At 45.8% G+C, this 16,355-nt stretch carries 17 protein-coding genes; 12 read left to right on the top strand and 5 right to left on the bottom strand.

The features are described from left to right. The first annotated feature begins 115 nt into the window (after positions 1-115). From ACEW8S_RS10970 to ACEW8S_RS10925, 10 genes are all read left to right on the top strand, one after another. Positions 116-610 carry a F0F1 ATP synthase subunit B gene (locus tag ACEW8S_RS10970; protein WP_373518195.1) on the top strand — a complete coding sequence of 165 codons (495 nt, stop codon included), beginning with the start codon at positions 116-118 and terminating at the stop codon, positions 608-610. 6 nt (positions 611-616) lie between these two features. Further along, positions 617-1,156, top strand: a complete 540-nt coding sequence (atpH, locus tag ACEW8S_RS10965) for an ATP synthase F1 subunit delta (RefSeq protein ID WP_373518194.1) — start codon at positions 617-619, stop codon at positions 1,154-1,156. 81 nt (positions 1,157-1,237) lie between these two features. Further along, on the top strand, positions 1,238-2,818 hold the full coding sequence (gene atpA / locus ACEW8S_RS10960) for a F0F1 ATP synthase subunit alpha (RefSeq protein ID WP_373518193.1): 1,581 nt from the start codon (positions 1,238-1,240) through the stop codon (positions 2,816-2,818). An 82-nt stretch (positions 2,819-2,900) separates the two neighbouring features. After that, on the top strand, positions 2,901-3,761 hold the full coding sequence (atpG, locus tag ACEW8S_RS10955) for an ATP synthase F1 subunit gamma (RefSeq protein ID WP_373518192.1): 861 nt from the start codon (positions 2,901-2,903) through the stop codon (positions 3,759-3,761). A gap of 175 nt (positions 3,762-3,936) precedes the next feature. Then, positions 3,937-5,160 (top strand): TCR/Tet family MFS transporter, encoded by a 1,224-nt coding sequence (locus tag ACEW8S_RS10950; RefSeq protein ID WP_373518191.1) that lies wholly within the window; start codon positions 3,937-3,939, stop codon positions 5,158-5,160. A gap of 171 nt (positions 5,161-5,331) precedes the next feature. Next, a complete protein-coding gene (locus ACEW8S_RS10945; RefSeq protein WP_373518196.1) occupies positions 5,332-6,798 on the top strand; it encodes a lipopolysaccharide biosynthesis protein in 1,467 nt (488 codons plus the stop codon). 118 nt (positions 6,799-6,916) lie between these two features. After that, a complete protein-coding gene (gene dut, locus ACEW8S_RS10940) occupies positions 6,917-7,351 on the top strand; it encodes a dUTP diphosphatase (RefSeq protein WP_373518190.1) in 435 nt (144 codons plus the stop codon). A 166-nt stretch (positions 7,352-7,517) separates the two neighbouring features. Then, entirely contained in the window at positions 7,518-8,468 is a 951-nt protein-coding gene (locus ACEW8S_RS10935) for a tetratricopeptide repeat protein (protein WP_373518189.1), read from the top strand. A 14-nt stretch (positions 8,469-8,482) separates the two neighbouring features. After that, a complete protein-coding gene (locus ACEW8S_RS10930) occupies positions 8,483-9,283 on the top strand; it encodes a DUF4292 domain-containing protein (RefSeq protein ID WP_373518188.1) in 801 nt (266 codons plus the stop codon). Next, a complete protein-coding gene (locus ACEW8S_RS10925; RefSeq protein WP_373518187.1) occupies positions 9,270-10,502 on the top strand; it encodes a murein hydrolase activator EnvC in 1,233 nt (410 codons plus the stop codon). The genes ACEW8S_RS10930 and ACEW8S_RS10925 overlap by 14 nt, the downstream gene beginning before the upstream one ends. A gap of 163 nt (positions 10,503-10,665) precedes the next feature. On the opposite strand, the gene ACEW8S_RS10920 is transcribed toward ACEW8S_RS10925, so the two are convergent. Both ACEW8S_RS10920 and ACEW8S_RS10915 read right to left on the bottom strand, forming a co-directional pair. Beyond that, complete coding sequence (locus ACEW8S_RS10920) at positions 10,666-11,187, bottom strand: acyl-CoA thioesterase (RefSeq protein WP_373518186.1); 522 nt, start codon at positions 11,185-11,187, stop codon at positions 10,666-10,668. A gap of 111 nt (positions 11,188-11,298) precedes the next feature. Further along, complete coding sequence (locus ACEW8S_RS10915; protein ID WP_373518185.1) at positions 11,299-12,282, bottom strand: ThuA domain-containing protein; 984 nt, start codon at positions 12,280-12,282, stop codon at positions 11,299-11,301. A gap of 195 nt (positions 12,283-12,477) precedes the next feature. Here ACEW8S_RS10915 and ACEW8S_RS10910 point away from each other — a divergent pair, with 195 nt between their 5' ends. Both ACEW8S_RS10910 and ACEW8S_RS10905 read left to right on the top strand, forming a co-directional pair. Then, entirely contained in the window at positions 12,478-13,638 is a 1,161-nt protein-coding gene (locus ACEW8S_RS10910) for a methionine aminotransferase (RefSeq protein WP_373518184.1), read from the top strand. A 211-nt stretch (positions 13,639-13,849) separates the two neighbouring features. After that, positions 13,850-14,293 carry a BLUF domain-containing protein gene (locus ACEW8S_RS10905; RefSeq protein WP_373518183.1) on the top strand — a complete coding sequence of 148 codons (444 nt, stop codon included), beginning with the start codon at positions 13,850-13,852 and terminating at the stop codon, positions 14,291-14,293. 53 nt (positions 14,294-14,346) lie between these two features. Here ACEW8S_RS10905 and ACEW8S_RS10900 read toward each other — a convergent pair whose 3' ends face one another. From ACEW8S_RS10900 to ACEW8S_RS10890, 3 genes are all read right to left on the bottom strand, one after another. Then, positions 14,347-14,895 carry a GNAT family N-acetyltransferase gene (locus ACEW8S_RS10900; protein WP_373518182.1) on the bottom strand — a complete coding sequence of 183 codons (549 nt, stop codon included), beginning with the start codon at positions 14,893-14,895 and terminating at the stop codon, positions 14,347-14,349. Between the two features lie 485 nt (positions 14,896-15,380). After that, the gene (locus tag ACEW8S_RS10895; RefSeq protein ID WP_373518181.1) at positions 15,381-16,034 is read right to left on the bottom strand and encodes a CoA transferase subunit B; all 654 of its coding nucleotides are present in this window, start codon (positions 16,032-16,034) and stop codon (positions 15,381-15,383) included. 77 nt (positions 16,035-16,111) lie between these two features. Beyond that, on the bottom strand, positions 16,112-16,355 hold a 244-nt coding region (locus tag ACEW8S_RS10890), incomplete at its 5' end, for a CoA-transferase (RefSeq protein WP_373518180.1).

Here is a 16,355-nt window from a genome sequence, read left to right as displayed (position 1 = left end):
TGGTTGTTGGCTTGATCGCCGTTAACACCGGCGCAGCATAGTTGCAAAGTTTTTATCGGCCCCATGGGGGTTGCCCTTGGGGCCGATAATTTAAAAATCGTTAAACAAAAAAGACATGGATTTAGTAACTCCGGGAATAGGACTTATCTTTTGGTCCACCCTAATTTTCATCATCCTTCTTGTCCTTCTGAAGAAATACGCTTGGAAACCTATTCTAGGTGCGGTAAAAACGAGGGAAGAATCGATACAGAATGCCCTTTTATCGGCAGAAGAGGCAAAAAAGGAAATGCAAAACCTACAAGCGGACAATCAACGCATTTTAAAGGAAGCCCGCGCCGAACGCGAGGCCATGCTGAGGGAAGCCCGCGAGATTAAGGATAAAATGATCGCCGATTCGAAAGAACAGGCCAAGGTCGAAGGCGACAAAATGATCAAACAGGCGCAGTCCGCCATCGAAAGCGAAAAGAAAGCTGCGGTTGCGGACATCAAAAATCAAGTGGCCGAGCTGTCCGTAGAGATCGCAGAGAAAGTTTTGAAGGAGCAGTTATCCAACAAAAAGGAACAATTGAAGCTCGTCGAGAAACTGCTTGGCGACGTCAAGCTGAATTAAAGTAGTATGAGCGATCAAAGAATAGCCCTACGTTACGCAAAAGCAGTCTTGGCCCTAGCGGTCGAGAACAAGGCTACCGCTGCGGTCGAAAAAAACATGCGCAGCGTTGTGGCGACCATTGCCGATAGTAAGGAGTTACGGTCGGTGTTGGCCAGTCCCGTAATAAACGGTGAATCCAAAGAAGGGGCCCTGAACGTCATTTTTAAGGATGGTGGCGAAATTACCATAGGCCTTATCAAGACCTTGACCGAAAACAAGCGTATCGGTCTTTTGAACGAGGTGGCATTGAAGTACATCATCCTAAACGAAGATCTGAAAGGCGAGGGCGTTGCTTATGTAACCACCGCAGTACCCCTGACTCCCGAACTGGAGAAAAAGGTTTTGCAACAAGTAGCCAAAATTACCGACGATAAGGTAACGATGGAAAACAAAATCGACGAAAATATTATCGGAGGATTTATACTGCGCGTCGGCGATTTACAGTACGACGCCAGCGTAGCGAACAAATTGAATACTATTAAAAGGGAGTTTGCAAATAGCTTATAATAAACAAGGAAGACAAAAGATGTCCCCTAGGTGACATCTCACGCTGCCGGCAGGCAGGTCTAACATCTAAGGTCAAAAAAAATGGCAGGAGTAAAAGCCGCCGAAGTATCGGCAATCTTAAAGAAGCAGTTATCCGGATTCGATTCATCCGCTTCATTGGACGAGGTCGGAACCGTATTGCAAGTAGGTGACGGTATTGCCCGTGTCTACGGACTATCCAACGTCCAATATGGCGAATTGGTGGAGTTTGAAGGCGGACTCGAAGGGATCGTCTTGAATCTGGAAGAGGATAACGTAGGGGTGGTACTCCTCGGCCCATCCAAGGAAATCAAGGAAGGGGCCACCGTAAAACGTACCCAGCGTATTGCCTCCATCAAAGTGGGCGAAGGCATTGTGGGCCGTGTGGTCGACACCTTGGGAAATCCCATTGATGGTAAAGGACCTATTGCTGGGGAGACTTACGAAATGCCCTTGGAGCGAAGGGCACCGGGCGTAATTTTCCGTGAACCCGTAACGGAACCTTTGCAAACCGGTATTAAAGCGATCGATGCCATGATTCCCGTGGGACGTGGACAAAGGGAACTTGTTATCGGTGACCGTCAAACCGGTAAGACTACCGTTTGTATCGATACCATCCTAAATCAAAAGGAATTTTACGATGCCGGCGAACCGGTATACTGTATTTATGTGGCCATTGGCCAAAAGGCTTCTACTGTCGCCGCTATCGCACAGAACTTTGAAGATAAAGGCGCCTTGGCCTATACTACTATCGTGGCTGCCAACGCATCCGATCCTGCACCGATGCAGGTCTACGCTCCCTTTGCCGGGGCATCCATCGGAGAATATTTCCGTGATTCGGGCCGGCCTGCCTTGATCGTGTTTGACGATTTGTCCAAACAAGCGGTCGCTTACCGTGAGGTATCCCTGCTTTTAAGAAGGCCACCGGGGCGCGAAGCCTATCCTGGTGATGTTTTCTATTTGCATTCCCGTTTGTTGGAGCGTGCCGCAAAAATCATCAACGATGATAAGATAGCACAGAACATGAACGATTTGCCCGACGTGTTAAAGCCCATGGTAAAAGGTGGTGGTTCGTTAACGGCCTTGCCGATTATCGAAACACAGGCCGGTGACGTATCCGCGTACATCCCGACCAACGTAATCTCGATTACCGACGGACAGATATTCTTGGAGCAAGATCTCTTCAACCAAGGGGTGCGTCCCGCGATCAACGTAGGTATCTCGGTATCCCGCGTGGGAGGAAACGCACAGATCAAATCCATGAAAAAAGTAGCGGGTACGCTGAAATTGGACCAAGCGGCCTTCCGCGAACTGGAAGCTTTTTCCAAGTTCGGTTCCGACCTTGATACCGCAACCCTGAACGTTATCGAAAAAGGACGACGTAACGTTGAAATCCTAAAACAGGCCGAGAACGATCCGTTTACGGTAGAAGACCAGATCGCCATCATTTATGCCGGTTCGAAAAATCTATTGCGTGATGTGCCCGTCAATAAAGTAAAGGAATTCGAAAGGGATTATCTGGAATTCCTAAACGCCAAACATCGTGATACATTAAACACTTTGAAAGCGGGAAAACTGACCGATGAGGTTATTGACACTTTGACAGCGGTTGCCAAAGATCTGTCCGGGAAATATAGAAACTAGTACTGAGTATTAAGTAAAAAGTAATTAGTGGAGCGTTTAGAAGCATCTGTACTAAGCACTTAACTCTAAATACTATTAAGAAATGGCCAATCTAAAAGAAATACGAAACAGAATCTCATCGGTATCTTCGACCATGCAGATTACGAGTGCCATGAAAATGGTATCCGCTGCAAAGTTGAAGAAAGCACAGGATGCTATTACCGCCATGCGTCCGTATGCAGACAAGCTAACCGAACTACTTCAGAGTCTGAGCGCCAGTTTAGATGATGATTCCGGGAGCAAGTATTCCGATAACCGAGAGATCAAAAAAGTGTTGGTCGTTGCAATTACCTCGAATAGGGGGCTGGCAGGAGCTTTCAATTCGAACATCATGAAACAGGTTACGTTATTAATGAATGAGACCTATGCAGGCAAGCAAGTCGAATTTATGGCCATCGGTAAAAAAGCGAACGATTTTTTAAAGAAGAAATCCACCGTAATTTCTAATCATAGTAGCCTGTACGAAGATTTGACCTTTGACAACGTATCCGTCATCGCCGAAGAATTGATGGCCCAATTCACCTCTGGAAATTACGACCGGATCGATGTCGTCTACAACAAGTTCAAGAATGCCGCTACACAAATCGTGATGACCGAGCAATTCTTACCCATCGTACCTATGGAAGGTGCAGAAAACCTCAGTACGGACTATATCTTCGAACCTTCCAAAATCGAAATTGTAGAGCAGCTCATTCCGAAATCGCTGAAGACCCAGCTGTATAAATCCATTCGCGATTCCTTCGCCAGCGAGCACGGTGCCCGTATGACGGCGATGCACAAGGCTACCGATAACGCTACCGAGCTGCGTGACGATCTAAAACTGAAATACAACAAGGCCCGTCAGGCATCGATTACCAATGAAATTTTGGAAATCGTTGGTGGGGCGGAGGCCTTGAACAATTAATCCACTATATCGACTTTATTAGGTGACTGGGCATGCCAGAAGTTTTCTCTGCAGACCATAGCATTACGTATTTTTATATGACACATAAACCCCGCAAACCAGTGGGGTTTTTTATTTTGATTTACTGAATCTATGTTACGTTTTTATCCTTTTTTAAACGACTTTTGCACCGCTTATGGCATCCAAAAAAACCGCCCTACTCTTTATTTTCATCACCATTCTGGTCGATGTCATCGGTATCGGTATCATCCTTCCCATAATTCCCGATCTGATAATGGAACTGACCGGGGAGGGCACACATACGGCCGTCATCTACGGCATGTGGCTGACCACTGCTTTTGCGGGAATGCAGTTTTTGTTTTCGCCTGTTTTAGGGGAAATCTCCGACCAATATGGCAGACGCCCCATTCTGTTGATGGCCCTATTGGGCTTGAGCATCGATTACTTGATACATGCTTGGGCGCCCAGCATCGCATGGCTGTTTTTAGGTCGGTTCCTGGCGGGCATCACCGGAGCTAGCTTTACCGTCGCCTCGGCCTACATTGCAGATGTAAGCACGAAGGAAAACAAGGCTAAAAACTTCGGATTGATCGGTGCGGCCTTCGGGTTGGGCTTTATCATTGGCCCGGGTATAGGAGGGTTTTTCGGGGAAATCGACATCCGTTTGCCATTTTACATCGCTGCAGGCCTGACGTTCGCGAACTTTCTCTTCGGATGGATTTTCGTCCCCGAATCTTTATCTCCGGAAAATAGGAGACCGTTCGATGTTAAGAAAATGATTCCCGGGGTTTCTTTGGCGGGCCTTCGAAACTATAAAGGGGTGTTGCTGCTTATTCTGGCCTTTTTCTTGGCAAATTTAGCAGGGCAAGCCTTGCCTTCCACTTGGTCATATTATGGAATCGAGCGGTATAACTGGAGTCCAAAGGAAATCGGGGTTTCATTGATGGTCGTCGGACTTTTGGTCGCCATCGTTCAAGGGTTCTTGGTTGGAGTTGTCGTCAAGAAATTCGGGAAACGAAACGCTATTATTTTCGGCTTTCTATTCTGGACCATTGGTATGTTCCTCTTTTCCCTAGCCACCGAACCTTGGATGTTATATGCCTTTTTAATTCCCTACGCCCTCGGCGGCATTGCGGGGCCGACTGTGCAAGGGGTCATCTCGAATCAGGTATCCGAAAAAGAGCAGGGAAACTTACAGGGGGCCATCACGAGCTTATTAAGTATCACCGCTATTTTGGGCCAATTGGTATTTTCTCCGGTTTTCTATTTCTTTATCCATCCGGAAGGTTCTATTTACTTTCCAGGTGCGCCCTATACCCTGGCCGCGCTATTTTTAATGATCGCTTTTCTTTTTGCGCTTTTGGCCATGAAGCGAATGAACCTTCAAGATGAGCAGTAAGATAGTCCCTGGTTCCATTTCATACGTACCTGTTCCACATTTAGGTAAAGTAAAGAACAACCAGGAAGAATTTTATGTATTTATTTGTTGTGACGCTCTTGCTGTCGATGAGGGATTCAAACTTTGCCACATCCCGTTAAAAAGGGTACTTTTGAGGGCAAATATTTACCATTGAACCCGCTCAAGAAACTCTTCCAACAAACGGCTATCTATGGCTTGGCAACAGTGCTGCCTCGGATGCTTTCCTTTATTTTGGTACCCCTTTATACCAGCGTTATGGCCACCGGCCTATATGGAGAGGTCAACATTATCTTCGCCTGGTTCGCTATTTTCAATGTTTTTCTGGCTTACGGTATGGAAACCGCATTTTTCCGGTTTTTTAACAAGGCGGACAATGAAAATGTCGTCATATCCACCTCACTGATATCCATTTTGGGTACAACTGCCGCATTCGCAGTACTAGCACTCCTCTTTCAAAATAGTTTGGCCAACCTAATGGGAATTGAAGCTGAATATATGTGGTATGTTGTGGTAATCCTGTCTTTGGATGCCTTGGTAATCATACCATTTGCTTGGCTTCGGGCCACCGAAAAGCCGATGAAGTATGCCATTATCAAAATCAGTAATGTTGCCATAAACTTGAGCTTGAACGTTTTTTTTCTATTGTTCTTGCCCAAAATTGTAACAGAACATCCCGACGGATTTTTTGGATGGATATACAGCGCCGATTTCGAAATTTCCTATATCTTGATTTCGAATTTAATTGCAAGTGGAATCACCTTAATGTTAATGCTACCGCTCTATCTAAAAGGGAAGTATGTGTATGACAGTGATTTATGGAAACGGATGATACGGTACGCTTGGCCCGTGTTGATTGCTGGCATAGCCTTCACCATCAATGAGGTTTTCGACCGGATTATGTTAGAAAACCTATTGCCCGACGATATCGCAGAGAGTGAAATCGGAAAATATTCCGCCTGTTATAAACTAGGAGTATTCATGACCTTGTTCGCCACGGCCTTTCGCATGGGTATCGAACCGTTCTTCTTTAGTCATTCCGGTACTGAAAATCCTCAGAAAGCCTATGCCCAGATTACCAATTATTTTGTGGTGCTTGGTAGCATTATTTTGTTGGCCGTTGTGGTCTATGCCGATGTGCTAAAGGTTATTATTGTACGTGACGAAGCCTATTGGGAGGCCATGGATATCGTTCCAATTATCGTATTGGCCAGCTTTTTTCTAGGCATCTACCACAACCTGTCAGTATGGTACAAAGTCACCGATAAAACCCGCTATGGCGCTTTTATATCCATTGTCGGAGCAATTATAACCATCGGTATAAACTATGCCTTTATTCCCAAAATTGGATACATGGCGTCCGCGATCGCAACTCTTTCGGCCTATGGCACTATGATGGTATTGTCTTATTATATTGGTAAATCCCGGTACCCAATTCCCTATAATTTCCGGAAAATCCTATTTTATCTGGGGATTTCCATTTTGTTCTCCGCCCTATCCTTTTATGTTTTTGATAGGAATTTATACATCGGAAGTGTTTTACTTTTACTATTCCTAGGTTTGGTATATACGTTGGAGAAGGATATATTGAGGAAGGTTTTTTTGAAGCGCGGAAATTAAAAGGTCGGATGCTGGAAGCTCGATGCACGGTGTAAAAAGTTACCTTCATCGAGCACCGTGCACCGTGCACCGAGCATCGAGCATCGAGCATCCAACCAATAATCGGTAAATCTTGAACATGAACATAAAAATCATCAACAAATCACCCCATAAACTCCCCCACTATGAAACGGATGCTTCGGCGGGCATGGATCTACGAGCCAGTATTTCGGAATCCGTTACGTTGGAACCTTTAGGGCGGGCCATCATCAAAACGGGACTTTTTATCGAGCTCCCCGTGGGCATCGAAGCGCAGGTAAGGCCCAGAAGCGGTCTGGCCGCTAAAAATGGTATTAGCGTTTTGAACGCGCCCGGCACGATTGATGCGGATTATCGGGGAGAGGTCGGCGTGATACTGGTAAACCTTTCCAACGAATCGTATACGATTAAAAATGGCGAACGCATCGCCCAACTGGTCATCGCCCGCCACGAAAGGGCCGAATGGGAAGAAGTTGAGGAACTTTCGCAAACATCTAGGGGCGAAGGTGGTTTTGGGAGTACGGGAATCCATTAGGATTTTTCTACTTCCAAGCCTGAAAAAATGTAAAAAGAGATAAGGTTGGTAAAAAGACATTTCATAACGTTCTACCCTGCCCTTGCATCCGACGGGCATGGCGAGAGGAATGCAACGGTACCGAAGGCGAAAGTGTCAGATACGGTAGACTATTAACTTATAAAAAATGCAAAAAGCGCTTTCCATACTACTATGCTCATTTGGGTTTCTTGTAATCCCCTTCCAAACCCATGCGCAAGAAAACCCGACTCCCGACCCCGAACTAGACATCGAAAACAGCGCAGAAGTATTTCTTGAAGCCTATTCCGATGATTTTCAGGAAAACTTTTTTGCGGCCCTCAAACAAAAAGGCATCGAAAACTATGACAAGGCCATCAATTTGTTCTTAAAGTGCAAACAGCTCGATACCTCCAACCCGGTGATCGACCATGAACTGGCCAAGGCGTACTTTGAAACCAGACAATATCCGCTGGCGGAAGAATATGCGCTTACCGCCGTAACCTCGGAACCTGAAAATGTCTGGTATGCAGATACTTTGACGGAGATTCTTCAAAAACAGGGGAAAACTATCGAAACGATGACCGCAGAGCTTCCTTTCGATGAATCAGCGTTCAGCGAGAATCTTGCATCCATTTATTTCAAAAAAGGAAACTATGAAACTGCCCTTGCCGTCCTAAAAAAGGGGAAACAAAGTGATTTTACGGTCAACCTTACCACAAAAATCAACGATTCCATAGAAAAACTGCAAGCGCCTACAACGACTACTCCCATCACCTTGGACAATACCGATGTGGAGCCTAATCCCTTGGAAGAATATAAAATCAGGATGGAAAGCTTGATACAAGCTAATAATTTTCCGCTATTACAGCAGCTTTCCGAGGAGGCTTTGGAAAGCTATCCCGCACAACCCTATTTCTATTTTGCCCAAGGCTATGCCCTGAACAAAACGGGCAAACACCAAGAGGCCGTTGAAACCCTCGAAGCCGCACTCGATTACTTGATCGACGACACATCCCTAGAAAACAAAATTTACCAAGAATTGGTAGATGCCTATACCTCCCTTAACAATGCTGTAAAGGCGAATGCGTATCTTCGTAAGATAAAACCTGGATTTTAAAGCCGGACACATACATGATGCATATAGTTTTCAAATCGTTCCCAAGATATACCGCCGTTATTGCTGTTGCAATGCTTGCGTTTTCCTGTAAATCGAAAAAGGTGGTCACCGATGGCACGCTCGACGAAAACCTATCCGCCAAGGCCATTATACGGACACATTACGACAATGCGCTTGATTTTAAGACGCTGAGCGGCAAGATGCGTATCGACTACTCCGATGGCGAAGATTCGCAAGGTGTAGCGGTAAGCCTTCGGATGGAAAAGGACAAGGCCATTTGGATCAGTGCGCCCTTTGGGGTGGTCAAGGCATACGTCACTCCCGGTCGGGTTACGTTCTACAACAAACTTCAGAACGAATATTTTGATGGGGATTTTGCCTATCTCAGCAAATTCGTCGGCGTGGAGCTCGATTTCGAACAAGTGCAGAATTTATTATTGGGGAAGGCCCTACTCGACCTAAAGGATTCCAAATACGACGCCTCGGTCGCTGGCGGCAACTACCAATTGAAGCCCAAAAAGGCTTTGGACCTGTTCAAGGTGCTCTTTCAAATTGAGCCCAAAAATTATAGGATGGCCTCCCAACAACTGTCCCAACCTCTAAAAAAGAGATTGCTACAGATCAATTATACCGATTATCAGAAAATAAACAAATGGGTGCTTCCGCAAAAAATAGCCGTAGCCGCTATAGATAAAGACAAACGGAGTACCATCGATATAGAATATCGCAACATCGAGTTCGACCGGCCGCTCAGTTTTCCTTATGAAATACCGAACGGTTTTGATGAGATCAAATTAAAGGATGATGCGTTGTAAAGCGAATTTTATCGTCTTTTTATTCGTATTTTTTTATTTCGGAAGCCACGCGATTTTCTCCCAAGTCGATGAACAGGAAGTTTTGGAGGCCAAGCGTGAACAGCTGCAAAAGGAAATCGAACAGATTAACCTCTTATTGTTCGATCAAAAGGAAAAACGGGGCAACGTGCTGGAGCAAATGGAAGCCCTCAATCAAAAAATCGACGTCCGACAGCGACTGATCGATGTGACCAATGAGCAATCGAACCTACTGGACCGAAAAATCAATACCAATGTCAATGCAATATCCGAACTACGGGAAGCATTGGCCAAACTCAAGGAAGATTACGCTCTGATGATCCAAAAGGGCTATCAGAGCAAGATTCAGCAGAGCAAACTGATGTTCTTACTCTCTTCCGAAAACTTCTTTCAGGCCTTTAAACGGCTGCAATACATTAAGCAGTACATGGACTTCCGAAGGCAGCAAGGCGAGGAAATCGTCATCAAGACGGATAAACTGACAAAATTGAACCTTGACCTCAGCGAACAGCGGAAACAGAAGGAACGCTTGATAGCCGAAAACAGAAACGCAAAGCGGCAGATGGAACAAGAAAGAAACTCCCAACAGACCTTGTTGGGCTCGATTCGTAAAGACGAAACCAAATATGCATCTGCCATTCGCGACAAGCAACGCGAGGCTAAGGAAATCGATCAACAGATAGAAAAATTGATCCGTGAGGCCATCGCCGCCGAGAGCGCCGCTTCTGGCAAAGACGATTCCGATCCCAGTAAATTTTTGTTGACACCGGAAGCCGCAATCGTAGCCAATAGCTTTACCGCCAACAAGGGCCGATTGATCTGGCCGGTCGAAAAGGGTTTCAAGAGCCAAGGGTATGGGGTGTACGCCGATGCCATCTATCCGGGTATCAAGCATGAGAGCAATGGTGTGGTCATCACCACGGATGCAGGCGCTAAGGCCAGGGCCATTTTTAGGGGCGAGGTCATCGCTATACTCTCCATTCCCGGGGGAAACAAAGCCGTACAGCTTAAGCACGGCAACTTTATAAGCACCTATTACAACCTCAGTACTATTTACGTTAAAAAGGGCGACCGCGTCGATGCCAAGACCGTACTGGGCGATATTTATACCAATCGGTCCAATGGCCAGACCCGCCTAAAGTTCTACCTGCACCAGAATACCTCGAAGCTGAACCCCGAAGAGTGGGTGTACCAGCTGTAACGAAGAGTCTAGTCCACTGGATGTAAGATTTGTGTTGAGCTGTCGAAGTAAACTAAACTAAAAAGATTATTTGCCATCCCGATTCAGCTGATTTGCAAGATATTTTGGCATAATCTTGTTGAAACTTGTATGCCCAACGTACAGACGGGCGATGGTCCAGAATTTAGTCTGGACTATCCAAAAACAAAGCTTTAAGTTCCGTAGCCTCGTTCGGTTTCATCTTGCCGGCGAGTACCAAGCTCAATTGTTTTCTACGAAGGGCACCGGCATAGCGTTCTTTTTCCTGTTCCGTTTCGGGTTCTAGTTGTGGTACTTCGGTGGGCTTTCCATTCTCGTCGACGGCCACAAAGGTGTAAATGGCCTCGTTCGCTTTGGAGCGTTCGCCGGTAAAGCGGTCTTCCATCCAAACATCGATATAAACTTCCATAGATGTCCTGAAGGCACGGGATACGGCGGCTTCAACGGTCAGCACACTGCCCAAGGGCACCGCTTGGTTAAAGGCCACATGGTTGACCGAAGCGGTAACGGTAATCCGTCGGCTATGACGGCGGGCGGCAATACTGGCGGCACGGTCCATACGGGCCAAGAGCTCACCTCCGAACAAGTTGTTGATGGGGTTGGTCTCGCTGGGAAGTACCATATCGGTCATTAAAGTGCGGGATTCACTAGGATGTTTGGGCTGCATACTTCAAATTTTCGCCAAAGATACGGTCTTCTGTAGAAAGTGGATGCGTTATTCCATATCCTTCAGTTGAATGGAAAGTGCTTTCGTGGAAAGCTGTACTTCGATGAACGTTCAATTCTTTTCGAACTCCCGAGTACTTGATCGGTCGGCCGTCGGAAAATCTTCGGGAATTTCCTGGGTCACTTTTCCCGTTGCCGCCCATTCCGCTCCCCTGAGCATGGATGTCAAAAAGCCCACGCCCAACACAGAATAGTCCGCATGGCCCATGATGTTGTGAAAAATACGGCCTTTGCCGTAGGTCAAGGCCATCAACGCGGGCTCGTGATACCCTGTGCCTTCATTATTCGGATCGGAAAACGCGGTGGCGAGAATTTCCATATTTTCGGCAGGGCCACGTAGGCTGTTGTAAAGTTCGTCCTTGGTGTGCATCCAGGTTGACGGCATACCCTTAGTTATTGGATGTTCCCCGTTTCTGACCTGAATCCGGTATTCACTCTGAGGGCCATGGGCACCGGCATTTCCCGGGGAATCGTCGCGGATCAATTCTCCGGAATCATTATAGTAAACACGCGGACCATCCTTTTCGGTGCGGTCGCCCCATCCACCCAGGCCAATCATTTGGTTATAGGCTTCCCACTTCGGGAAGGAGTTGTCGGCGGCATGAAAGACCACTAGTCCCCCGCCCTTTTTCATGTATTTCTCAAGCTTTTCTTGGGTCTTTTCGGGCCATGGGGCGGCGTTCCATCCAAAGTTATTGATGACCACATCGTATTTTGAGAAATCGGGAGTAAAATCAGGGTCGGCCTTAGGTTCATCCAAGGCTTCGGTTTTTATCATGCCCTCGATGGCGAATTCCCCTAAAAATTCATCGCCTTTCCAAGTGTAGGCGGAACGGACGACATCCACAGAAAACATCTCCGTCGCTTCCATTTCCTTTTTTAGGATATACGTCAGTTTTGGCCATTGTTCATGGTTGTTCTGCCCGTCTATGATAAGCACCTTAATTTTAGCCGTAGTTTTTGCTGATTGCGAAAATGCGGCTCCGTAGGTTATCATGCACAGCAATATCAAATGGATACGTTTGAACTTCTGCATAGAGTCAATTTTTAGAGCAGCTAAATATAGGGGATTGTTTGCAAAAATGTAACACAGATCTATCCTTTAATTTTGTAGTTTTAGAAACCGGCCTTACGCCGTTCGCTGTGGGCAGTGTGGAAAAATATTGAGAGCGATCGGCAGAAAGTCATCGGCGAATTGTCCAAAACATCAATTTCCTAAAAACCCGTTTCTATGTCCATATCCCTAAATAATATCCCTTCAAAGCTACCGAACGTCAAAACCACCATTTTTACGACCGTAGGCAACTTGGCCCGGAAACACAATGCGATTGACCTGTCACAAGGCTTCCCGAATTTTGATGCGGATAAAAAACTGATGGATCTGGTTGCCAAGGCCATGAACGAAGGCCATAACCAATACGCCGCGATGCAAGGCTATTACGGACTTCGGGAAACCATTTCGCAAAAAATCGAAAAAGGCCACGGAAAAAAGTACCATCCCGAAAAGGAAATCACGGTAACGGTGGGGGCAACTCAGGCCATATATACGGCCATCACGGCTTTTGTGCATCCAGGTGATGAGGTTATCGTATTAAAACCCGCCTATGATTGTTACGAACCGGCCATAAAAATCAATGGCGGGATTCCTGTTCCGTTGCAGTTGGATGCCGATGGATATCAAGTGGATTGGGATGCCTTTAAAAACAAGATTACCAGCAAGACCCGAATGGTCGTCATTAATACACCCCACAACCCCAGCGGACGGATTTTTTCACGGGACGATATGTTGCAATTGCAGGAAATTCTTAGGCCTACAAATATCATTTTGATAAGTGATGAAGTCTATGAACATATCGTTTTCGATGGGAAGGAGCACCAAAGTGCATCGCGCTTCGATGACCTTGCATCCCGGAGCTTCGTCTGCGCCTCGTTCGGAAAGACCTTTCATGTAACGGGATGGAAAATAGGATACTGTGCCGCACCCGCGGAGCTGATGCACGAATTCCGCCAAGTACACCAGTTCGCCGTTTTCTGTGTCGACCATCCCGTGCAACGCGCCTTGGCCGAATATCTTAAGGACGAAGGACATTACTTGGAACTGAACGCTTTCTACCAGAAAAAACGGGATTTCTTTTTAGAGGGATTGAAAGATTCTAAATTCAGGTTCACTCCCTCCCAAGGCACCTATTTTCAATTGTTGGACTATACAGCAATTACGGACGAAGCGGATGAAGAACTCGCCGAACGCTTGATTCTTGAGCATAAGCTGGCGAGTATCCCCATATCTTCCTTCAGCGTCGATAATCGGGACGATAAGGTATTGCGGTTCTGTTTTGCCAAGAATCAGGAAACCTTGGAGAGAGCCACCGCGATTTTAAGGGCTCTTTCGTGAGCCGTCAATGAGAGACCGGCTATCATTAGGCGATAGGGCGCAAAACTCTTTTAGAAGCCGACCGTATTTTCTACAATCTTTTGGGAAATTTTGATGATCTTCAAAAAATAAAGCAGCTAGTCAATGTCAAATAATAGATGTTGTAGAAACGTAAGTGCATTCTCTAAAAACGGTAATAAAATATTTAGTATATTCGGGTAAAGATTATCCTATGTTTTGTTTGGTCTACCGGTCGATTCAAAATCCTGTGCTAGGACAGAATGAAATACGGAGCTTGTTAGAGCAGGTTAAAGATTTCAATCGTGCCAATGACATTACTGGGTGTTTGTTGTTTTACAATGATGAATTCGTTCAATATCTCGAAGGCGACAAACAGTGCGTGGAAGCGCTGTTCGAGAAAATCAAACAGGATTGGAGGCATAGTGAGGTCAATGTGCTTATAAGCGGACATATCAATGTTAGGGAGTTTGAAAATTGGAGCATGGCTTATGAGAATTTTATGGGTCCTAATTTTCGATTGGAATATCTTAAACTTTTGGTAAGTTCCTATTTTGAAAACACCGACACCTATAAATATTTAAACCCTGCAACAAAGAAATTTTGGGTCGTGGTCAAAACTTTATTGGCCACACAGGCGGTGGAAAAATTCATATGATGGATTTCAAAAAGTATCCTAGTCTCGGCAATCTTCCCTGAACCATGCGATAATCAACTGTATAACTGGTGTTTCGGGCCAATGCTCTTTACCTCGAGCCTCATCAACCAATCGGTCTGTTTGTCTTTTCCGATGTAATAGGGATGTGTCCCGAATTTTGTAAAGCCGTGGTTTTGGTAGAACTTGATGGCTTTAGCGTTCTTTTCCCAAACGCCCAGCCATAGAAAGGTTTTCTGTTTGTGGGAAGCTATTTTCTTTACCTCTTTCAACATCCACTGCCCGATGTGTTGCCCTTGAAAATCCTGTAGTACGTAAATGCGTTCCAGTTCCATCCCTTCTTCGGATCGGATATCGGTCTGGGCATCGTTTTCGTTCAGTTTTAAGTATCCGACCAAATAGGCATACTTGTATATAAAATAAAAAGTGGTGTCGGGATTTTTGAGTTCTCCCAATAGTTTGCACTCCTCAAAGGCAAAATCGATATACGCCTTGAAATCTTCGGGGTCATTGTCCTTCTCGAAGGCATCTGTAAAGGTAGTCCTAGAAATAGCAACAAGTCGCCCTAGGTCTGAGATAGTACATGGATTAAGCCGTAAATTCATATTTTTAGGATGTCACGCCAAAAATAGGGAAAAGTCAAGCGCATTGCGCAAAGCGTATGGCGAACAGCGTATAAGGCACAAAAAAAGCGGCCTTTGGGGAAAGCCGCATTTTTTTAGGGGGGGGTAAATCGTAAGTAGGTTAAAGCATAAATAACTTTTGGGTCAACATAACGATTCCGCTAATGAATTCGTTATTGTACACTTGAATATCTTCTTGTGGATGGTTCATTTGGGCTTCCATAGTTTTGTAGGTTTAGTTCGAGGTCCGACTTGGGGTTAGACTTTCAATTAATAACACTGTAAATGTACTTCTGAACATGAAGAAAACGAAACTATTGTTGTGAAGCGGCCGGATAATGTTGTGAAAATCAAAAAGTGTTGATTTCATCGATAAAAGACCTTCAAATTCAAGCCCAAATATCAAATCCAAACTCCTGTGTTTGAAATTGATGTTTGGGCTTGCGGTTGACTTTTGCATTTGGATTTTAGACCTCCATCTCGGGAACGTCTCCCTGAATCATCAAGCTACCTTCGGTAGCGTTCTGAATCTCTTCAACCGTAACACCGGGCGCCCGCTCTTTGAGTAGAAATCCGTTTGAGGTGACTTCGAGTACCGCAAGGTTCGTGACAATCTTGGTGACGCAGCCTACTCCGGTAAGCGGGAGGGCACATCTTTTTAACAGTTTTGATTCGCCCGCACGGTTGGTATGCATCATGGCCACGATAATATTTTCAGCAGATGCTACAAGATCCATTGCGCCGCCCATGCCCTTGACCATCTTTCCGGGGATTTTCCAGTTGGCGATATCACCATTTTCGGCAACTTCCATCGCACCGAGAATGGTAAGGTCGACATGTCGCCCACGGATCATGGCAAAACTTGTAGCGGAATCGAAGAACGACGCTCCTGGCAGTGCGGTAATGGTCTGTTTCCCCGCATTGATGAGGTCGGCATCCTCTTCGCCTTCAAATGGAAAAGGTCCCATGCCCAATATCCCGTTTTCGCTTTGGAATTCCACGTCGATATCGTCGCGGACGAAATTGGCCACCAAAGTAGGTATGCCGATGCCGAGATTTACGTAGTAGCCGTCCTTTACTTCTTTAGCGATTCTTTTTGCAATTCCGTTCTTATCCAACATTCCTTTCTATTTAAAACTATAGTTCTGTTATGCTTTACAAGTATGACCGTCGACCAAAGTTCGGCTTAACCATTAAACTATTTTTTTTCACGAACAGTTCGCTGCTCGATCCGTTTCTCGTAATCCTTCCCCTGAAAAATACGCTGCACGAAAATTCCCGGAATATGAATTTGATTGGGATCCAGGTCCCCGGCAGGCACCACCGCTTCCACCTCCGCTACCGTAATCTTCGCAGACCCGCACATACAGGGGTTAAAATTCCGTGCGGTTCCCTTAAAGATCAGATTTCCGGCTTCGTCGCCTTTCCAAGCCTTTACGAAC

It is taken from the genome of Pricia sp., assembly GCF_041745955.1.
Classification (GTDB): Bacteria; Bacteroidota; Bacteroidia; order Flavobacteriales; family Flavobacteriaceae; genus Pricia.
The sequence above is the reverse complement of the archived record's forward strand: the minus strand, read 5'-3'. Positions and strand labels throughout refer to the sequence as shown.

What these genes read in the sequence shown, in the direction of transcription:
- ACEW8S_RS10970 (WP_373518195.1), top strand. Translation starts at nt 116, where the DNA reads ATGGATTTAGTAACTCCGGGAATAGGACTTATCTTTTGGTCCACCCTA.
- atpH (WP_373518194.1), top strand. Translation starts at nt 617, where the DNA reads ATGAGCGATCAAAGAATAGCCCTACGTTACGCAAAAGCAGTCTTGGCC.
- atpA (WP_373518193.1), top strand. Translation starts at nt 1,238, where the DNA reads ATGGCAGGAGTAAAAGCCGCCGAAGTATCGGCAATCTTAAAGAAGCAG.
- atpG (WP_373518192.1), top strand. Translation starts at nt 2,901, where the DNA reads ATGGCCAATCTAAAAGAAATACGAAACAGAATCTCATCGGTATCTTCG.
- ACEW8S_RS10950 (WP_373518191.1), top strand. Translation starts at nt 3,937, where the DNA reads ATGGCATCCAAAAAAACCGCCCTACTCTTTATTTTCATCACCATTCTG.
- dut (WP_373518190.1), top strand. Translation starts at nt 6,917, where the DNA reads ATGAACATAAAAATCATCAACAAATCACCCCATAAACTCCCCCACTAT.
- ACEW8S_RS10935 (WP_373518189.1), top strand. Translation starts at nt 7,518, where the DNA reads ATGCAAAAAGCGCTTTCCATACTACTATGCTCATTTGGGTTTCTTGTA.
- ACEW8S_RS10930 (WP_373518188.1), top strand. Translation starts at nt 8,483, where the DNA reads ATGATGCATATAGTTTTCAAATCGTTCCCAAGATATACCGCCGTTATT.
- ACEW8S_RS10925 (WP_373518187.1), top strand. Translation starts at nt 9,270, where the DNA reads ATGATGCGTTGTAAAGCGAATTTTATCGTCTTTTTATTCGTATTTTTT.
- ACEW8S_RS10920 (WP_373518186.1), bottom strand. Translation starts at nt 11,187, where the DNA reads ATGCAGCCCAAACATCCTAGTGAATCCCGCACTTTAATGACCGATATG.
- ACEW8S_RS10915 (WP_373518185.1), bottom strand. Translation starts at nt 12,282, where the DNA reads ATGCAGAAGTTCAAACGTATCCATTTGATATTGCTGTGCATGATAACC.
- ACEW8S_RS10910 (WP_373518184.1), top strand. Translation starts at nt 12,478, where the DNA reads ATGTCCATATCCCTAAATAATATCCCTTCAAAGCTACCGAACGTCAAA.
- ACEW8S_RS10905 (WP_373518183.1), top strand. Translation starts at nt 13,850, where the DNA reads ATGTTTTGTTTGGTCTACCGGTCGATTCAAAATCCTGTGCTAGGACAG.
- ACEW8S_RS10900 (WP_373518182.1), bottom strand. Translation starts at nt 14,895, where the DNA reads ATGAATTTACGGCTTAATCCATGTACTATCTCAGACCTAGGGCGACTT.
- ACEW8S_RS10895 (WP_373518181.1), bottom strand. Translation starts at nt 16,034, where the DNA reads ATGTTGGATAAGAACGGAATTGCAAAAAGAATCGCTAAAGAAGTAAAG.